This window comes from Nocardiopsis flavescens (assembly GCF_900141985.1).
GTDB classification, from domain to species: domain Bacteria; phylum Actinomycetota; class Actinomycetes; order Streptosporangiales; family Streptosporangiaceae; genus Nocardiopsis; species Nocardiopsis flavescens.
This window is the reverse complement of record NZ_FQZK01000057.1, coordinates 1-5,616: the sequence shown is the minus strand read 5'-3', so window position 1 is coordinate 5,616 and position 5,616 is coordinate 1. Positions and strand designations below refer to the sequence as shown.

Genomic DNA, 5,616 nt, shown 5'->3' with positions numbered 1-5,616 from the left:
CCCCCGTGTGTGTGAGGTGGTGCAGGGTGTGGGCGGTCCGGCCCGGCCCGGGCATCGCGAGGGCCTGCGCCGCCAGGTCCCGGGCCGCCTCCCGGTGCTCCCGGCCCTCCAGCAGCCGGGCCAGCATCCCCGTCAGCTCCCCGCCCTCCAGCACCGCCGACCGCACCGTCAGCCCCGCCCCCTGCCGGTCCAGCCGCTCCGCCAGCACCGGCTCGTCGTAGATGTACATCGGAGCGATCACCTGCGGCAGCACCAGCTGCGGCACCCCGTGCACCATCGCGGTGCACAGCGTCCCCACACCCCCGTGGTGGACCACCGCGTCACAGGTCGGCAGCAGGGTGTGCAACGGGGTGGGACCCGCCGCGACCACCCCCTCGGGCGGGTCCCGCAACGCGTCCAGCTGGTCCGGGGTCAACGCCAGCACCACCTCGGCCCCCGTCGCGGCCAGCGCCCGCACCAGCCCGTTCACGTCCAGACCGGTCCCGGTGTGCAGCCGGTCCACCGCGGTCGCGCCCAGGGTCAGGCACACCCGCGCACGCCCCGAGCGGGCCCCGGCCAGCCACCCCGGCGAGACGGCCCGCCCGTTGTAGGGGATGTAGCGCACCGGCAGCCGGTCCACGCCCGGGACCGGGTCCAGCGCCAGCGGGTCGGGGAACGGGTCCAGGGTCAGGTGCCCCCGGGTCATCCGCTCGGTGAACACCGTCCCGGACCGGCGGGCCATGTGCCCCATCCAGTCCGTCAGCGGATCGGGCCGGGGCGCGTCCGGCGGACGCCGCGCCAGGTGGTGGTGGCGGGCCCGCCCGATCAGGTCCAGCCCCCACAGGAACCGGACATGGGGCACGCCCAGGCTCTCCGCGGCCACCGGCGCCGCGAACGTCAGCGGCTCCCACACCACCAGGTCCGGACGCCACCGCCGACAGAACCCCACCAACCCATCCACCAACGGCGCATTGATGACCTTCCACCACAGGTGGACGTTGGACCGCGCCTCCTCGTCGAGGGCGTCCCAGGACAGGGTGTCCGGGTGCGTGTCCCCCGGGAGCACGACCTCCTCGCCGGGGCCGTCGGGGACGGCCAGGCCCATGGTCTGCTCCAGGCCCCGCCCGGAGGCGAGCAGGGAGTGCAGCAGGTGGTCCCGGCCCACGGCGACGCCGGGCAGGCCGGTCGCGGCCACGGTGGGCATCAGCGCCGGCTGCGAGGCCACCACCACCTCATGCCCCGCCGCCCGCAGCGCCCACGCCAGCGGCACCATCCCCAGGAAATGCGTCTTCTCCGCGTGCGAGGCGATCAGAACCCTCACGACACCCACCCCCGGCGGTGCGGCGGCGCGGGGGGCGCCGCCGCGTTCAGAGCTCCCCCCAGGCGTACAGGCAGGCGACGAGCGTGCGGGCCTCGATGTTGAGGTAGTGGCCGTGCCGGAGCATCTCCGCCACCTGGCCGACGGTCGCCCAGACGTACCCTTCGGGCGCCGCCGCGGGGTCGGCCTCCCCCACCGAGACCACGCGGTAGCGGGTCTGCGCGTGGTGGAAGCGCCCGCCCTCCTCGGACAGGAGGCTGTCGAAGAGGACCCCGGTGTCCGCCAGGGCCGACGGGAGGAAGGGGTCGCCGGACTCCTCCCAGTCCCGGGCCGAGGGGACCACCTGGACGGTGGGGGCGAACTCCACGATGTCGAGCAGCCCGGGCTGGGGCAGGGCCCGGAGCAGGACGTGCAGGACCCCGCCGACGGTGCCCGCCAGCAGGACGGCGAGCCCGTGCCCGCGCGGGGCGAGCAGGGGCTGCGCCCAGGTGTCCACCTCGCGGATGTCGGCGCTCACCCGGGCGGCGATGATGCGGAACTCCCGCTCCTCGTCGTCGGTGATCTCCGTTTCGGTGCGGTGCCACCCCGCGACGCGGTCCAGCGGCACCAGCCGCGGCACCCACCCGCACCGGGACTTGGCCTCGATGAGGCAGCGCAGCACCTCGTCGAGGCCGTGGGCGGCCGGGGCCGGCGTCCCCTCCCCGAGCGCCGTGCGGGAGCGGGCCAGCGCCTCCTTGAGGGGGTCCCCGCCGGCGGGCTCGCCCGGGGGCAGGCAGGCGAGCACCGTCCGGGCGTCCATGTTGACCAGGTTGTCCCGCTTCAGCAGCCGCAGCACCTGGGGCCGCGAGAGCCAGCAGAAGCCCTCGCGGACCGGGACGTCCGGGTCCACCCGCACCACGATGTTGCGGTTGCGCTTGCGCCAGAACCACTGGCCCTGCTCGGACTGGAGGACGTCGCACAGCACCCGGCGCGGCCGGGAGCCGTCGAAGTACTCGACGTACGGCGTGCGCCGCCCCCCGTGCACGCCGGTGAAGTTGCTGCGGGTGGCCTGGACCGTCGGGGACATCTGGAGGACGTTGACGTTCCCCGGCTCGAACTTCGCCTGCATCAGGTAGTGCGGGCGCCCGTCGAAGTCCGCGGTGAGGATGCCCAGGATCCCGATCTCGGGCTGGTCGATGATCGGCTGGGTCCAGTCCCCGCCCGCGTCGCGGACGGAGATGCCCTCGATGCCGAAGAACCCGTCCGACACGTGGCGCAGGTCGCCGGTGCCGGGGCGGAACGCCCAGCCGGCGGCCTCGGAGAACGGCACGGGGCGCACCGTCACCTCGCGCGCGCGGAGCTGGGCGTCGAGCCAGGCGTCGAACTCCTCGTCGGTCAGGGGCGATCCGGGGGCCTCCCGGGTCACAGCGACCCCAGCGTCTTGTGCAGCGCCTCGACGATCCGCTCCTGCTCCGGCTCGGTGAGGGAGGGGTACATCGGCAGCGAGAAGATCTGGCCGGCGAGGTCCTCGGTGACCGGCAGCGCCCCCTTCTCGACGCCGAAGTGGGCGAAGCCCTTCTGCGTGTGCACCGGCCACGGGTAGCTGATGTTGAGGGAGATGTCGTACTCCTTCATCCCCTGGATGATCCGGTCGCGCTCGGGGTGGCGCACCACGTACACGTAGTAGACGTGGTCGTTGCCCGGGGCGGTCACGGGCAGCACCAGGTCCGTGCCGCCGAGCATCTCGGCGTAGCGCGCCGCGACGGCCCGCCGCCCGGCGATGTACTCGTCCAGGCGGGTGAGCTTGCGGCGCAGGATCTCGGCGTGCACCTCGTCCAGGCGGGCGTTGAGGCCGTTGCGCGCCACCACGTAGTAGGCGGCCTCCTCCATCCCGTAGTAGCGCAGTCGGCGCAGGCCCGCGTCGACCTCGGGGTCGGAGGTGACGGTGGCGCCGCCGTGGCCGTAGGCCCCGAGCACCTTGGTCGGGTAGAAGGAGAAGGCGCCCGCCCGGCCCATGGAGCCGGCGATGCGGCCGTGGTGCCGCGCGCCGTGGGCCTGGGCGCAGTCCTCCAGGATCTGGATGCCGTGGCGCTCGGCCAGCGCCTCCAGGGGGGCCATGTCCACGCACTGGCCGTACAGGTGGACCGGCAGCAGCACGCGGGTGCGGTCGGTGATGGCCGCGGCGACCTGGTCGACGTCCATCAGGTAGGTGTCGGGATCGATGTCGACGAACACCGGGACGGCCCCCACCCGGTCGATCGCCAGCACGGTGGGCGCCGCGGTGTTGGACACCGTGATCACCTCGTCGCCGGGCTCGACGCCCATGGCGAGCAGCGCGAGCAGGATCGCGTTCGTGCCGTTGTCGACGCCCGCGCAGTGCGCGACCCCGTGGTACGCGGCGAAGGCCTCCTCGAACATGCCCACCCGCGGGCCCCACACCAGGTTCCCGGATCCGAACACCGTGTCCACGGCGTCGAGGATGTCCTCGCGTTCCTGCTCGTACTCCTTGAGGTAACCCCAGACGTAGGTGGTCATCGTGGTCTCGCTTTCCGAATGCTCTGCTGGGTGGTGTGGCCGGGGAGAGCGGTCTCCGCACCTGATTCCGCGGTGACCGCCGTTGCGCACGGAAGTCACGTCCGGGATGTCAGGGCCAACTTCGAGGCATCGTCGAGCGTGCTGACGATCCAGTCAAGCAGGTCCTTGCTCTCCTGCTCCGCGGCTTTTTGCCACTGGTCGCGGCGTTCCGATATCAGCATGAGCTTGACCTGGGTGGAGACCGCCTCGGGGTCGGGGGCCCCGGCCCCGGTCCTGATCTGCCGCCGCAGCTCGTTGCGAGACCATTTGAACTGCTCGGCCCTGGTCATCCAGATCTCCTGCTCGCCCTGCGGCAGGCTCGCGACTTCCGCGTGGTGCTGGAAACTCAGCTTCTCCCGGCGCCGGAGAACCGAGAACTTCCGGGCCACCCAGGCGTAGTTGCGCAGTGTCTGGTAATCGAGGGACGTCTGGGCGATGGCGATCTTGTAACGGTCCGGATAGTGTTCCTGGCCGTAGATCAGCCAGTCTCCGAGCCACCAGGCCGAGGCGTCGGCGATGACGAAGATCTGCTGGCCTATGCGCTGCCAGGAGTCCAGTGCCATGCCAGAGGGCAGCGAAAGATGAGTCCTTCTCGTTACAGCGGACCTGTCCAGGCCGAGCCTGTCGCTGTATACGGGAAGGCCTCCGTTCACCGAAGCCCTTGAAAACCTGCCGGGGGATATGCTCAATGGACTCTCCCTCAACTTCATCGCATCGAAGTCGTCGTCAAGGTGAAAAGAAAATTGATCAGCGGGATATCTGTGCACCGTCAACGATGAACGCCGACCACTTCCAGAGGGTGACAATTCCGTTTTCAAGGGATGTCGCTTGAATGGGGATGGCTTCAATGTCGAATCATTAGACCAGAGATCACTGAAAAAGCACTGTACGCCGACTTGACGATCACTGAATGAGGACCGGCCTGACCAGGCGTATTCATACGGTCCCCGGCCCGTCACACGGCGCAGTCGCGGTGGAATTCGGAACCACCTTCGGCAAAGAGGAAAGGAAACGGGTTCGCGTGCGCATTCTTTTCGTCTCCTATGCGGAGAAGACGCATTTCCAGGGGATGGTGCCGCTGGCGTGGGCGCTGCGGGCGGCGGGGCACGAGGTGGTGGTGGCCTCCCAGCCCGAGCTGATGCCCACCGTGGCCGCGACCGGCCTGCCCGGCGTCCCCCTGGGCCGGGACCACATGCTGTACCAGGTCACCGCCTGGGCGCGGCGCCTGGACTCGGCGCAGGAGCCCGGGCTCTTCGACGTCGGGGAGCGCTGGCCCGAGCACCACTCCTGGGAGCGGCTGGAGGAGGGCTTCGGATCGGCCGTCTCCCTGTGGTGGAAGGTGGTGAATGATCCGTGGGTGGCGGAGCTGGTGGGTTTTTGCCGGTGGTGGGGTCCGGATTTGGTGTTGTGGGAGCCGGTGTCGTTCGCGGGGGGTGTGGCCGCGGAGGTGGTGGGCGCGGTGCACGGGCGGGTGTTGTGGGGGATGGACCTGTTGGGGCGGATGCGGTCGCGGTTCGTGGACGCTCTGGCGGCGCGGGGCGGGGGTCGGGACCCGTTGGCGGAGTGGTTGGGGGACCGGGCGGGGCGTGCGGGCGGGGTGTTCTCCGAGCGGATGGTGCGGGGGCATTTCACGGTGGATCCGCTGCCGGAGGTGTTGGGGCTGGGTGCGGTGGCGGGGGTGGAGCGGGTGCCGGTGCGGTACGTGCCCTACAACGGGCCGGCGGTGGTGCCGGAGTGGGTGCCCGGTGGCGGGGTGCGGGTGTGCG

At 71.2% G+C, this 5,616-nt stretch carries 4 protein-coding genes and 1 pseudogene; 1 reads left to right on the top strand and 4 read right to left on the bottom strand.

Translation table 11 applies throughout. The features are described from left to right. The 4 genes from BUE45_RS30910 to BUE45_RS30895 all read right to left on the bottom strand — a co-directional run. The coding region (locus BUE45_RS30910; protein ID WP_143173559.1) for a nucleotide disphospho-sugar-binding domain-containing protein at window positions 1-1,300 on the bottom strand (1,300 nt) is incomplete at its 3' end. Window positions 1,301-1,346: 46 nt separating this feature from the next. Next, on the bottom strand, window positions 1,347-2,702 hold the full coding sequence (locus BUE45_RS30905) for an NDP-hexose 2,3-dehydratase family protein (protein ID WP_073384461.1): 1,356 nt from the start codon (window positions 2,700-2,702) through the stop codon (window positions 1,347-1,349). Then, window positions 2,699-3,811, bottom strand: coding sequence for a DegT/DnrJ/EryC1/StrS family aminotransferase (locus BUE45_RS30900; protein WP_073384460.1), 1,113 nt, complete (start codon window positions 3,809-3,811; stop codon window positions 2,699-2,701). The genes BUE45_RS30905 and BUE45_RS30900 overlap by 4 nt, the downstream gene beginning before the upstream one ends. Before the next feature lie 95 nt (window positions 3,812-3,906). Further along, window positions 3,907-4,413: an LmbU family transcriptional regulator gene (locus BUE45_RS30895; RefSeq protein WP_073384459.1), complete on the bottom strand. Its 507-nt coding sequence runs from the start codon at window positions 4,411-4,413 to the stop codon at window positions 3,907-3,909. 458 nt (window positions 4,414-4,871) lie between these two features. Here BUE45_RS30895 and BUE45_RS30890 point away from each other — a divergent pair. Beyond that, window positions 4,872-5,616 (top strand): annotated as a pseudogene (locus BUE45_RS30890) (nucleotide disphospho-sugar-binding domain-containing protein); the annotation flags it as partial.

Excerpts from the sequence above, each read along its gene's own strand:
- BUE45_RS30900 (WP_073384460.1), bottom strand. The coding sequence starts at position 3,811 with ATGACCACCTACGTCTGGGGTTACCTCAAGGAGTACGAGCAGGAACGC.
- BUE45_RS30895 (WP_073384459.1), bottom strand. The coding sequence starts at position 4,413 with ATGGCACTGGACTCCTGGCAGCGCATAGGCCAGCAGATCTTCGTCATC.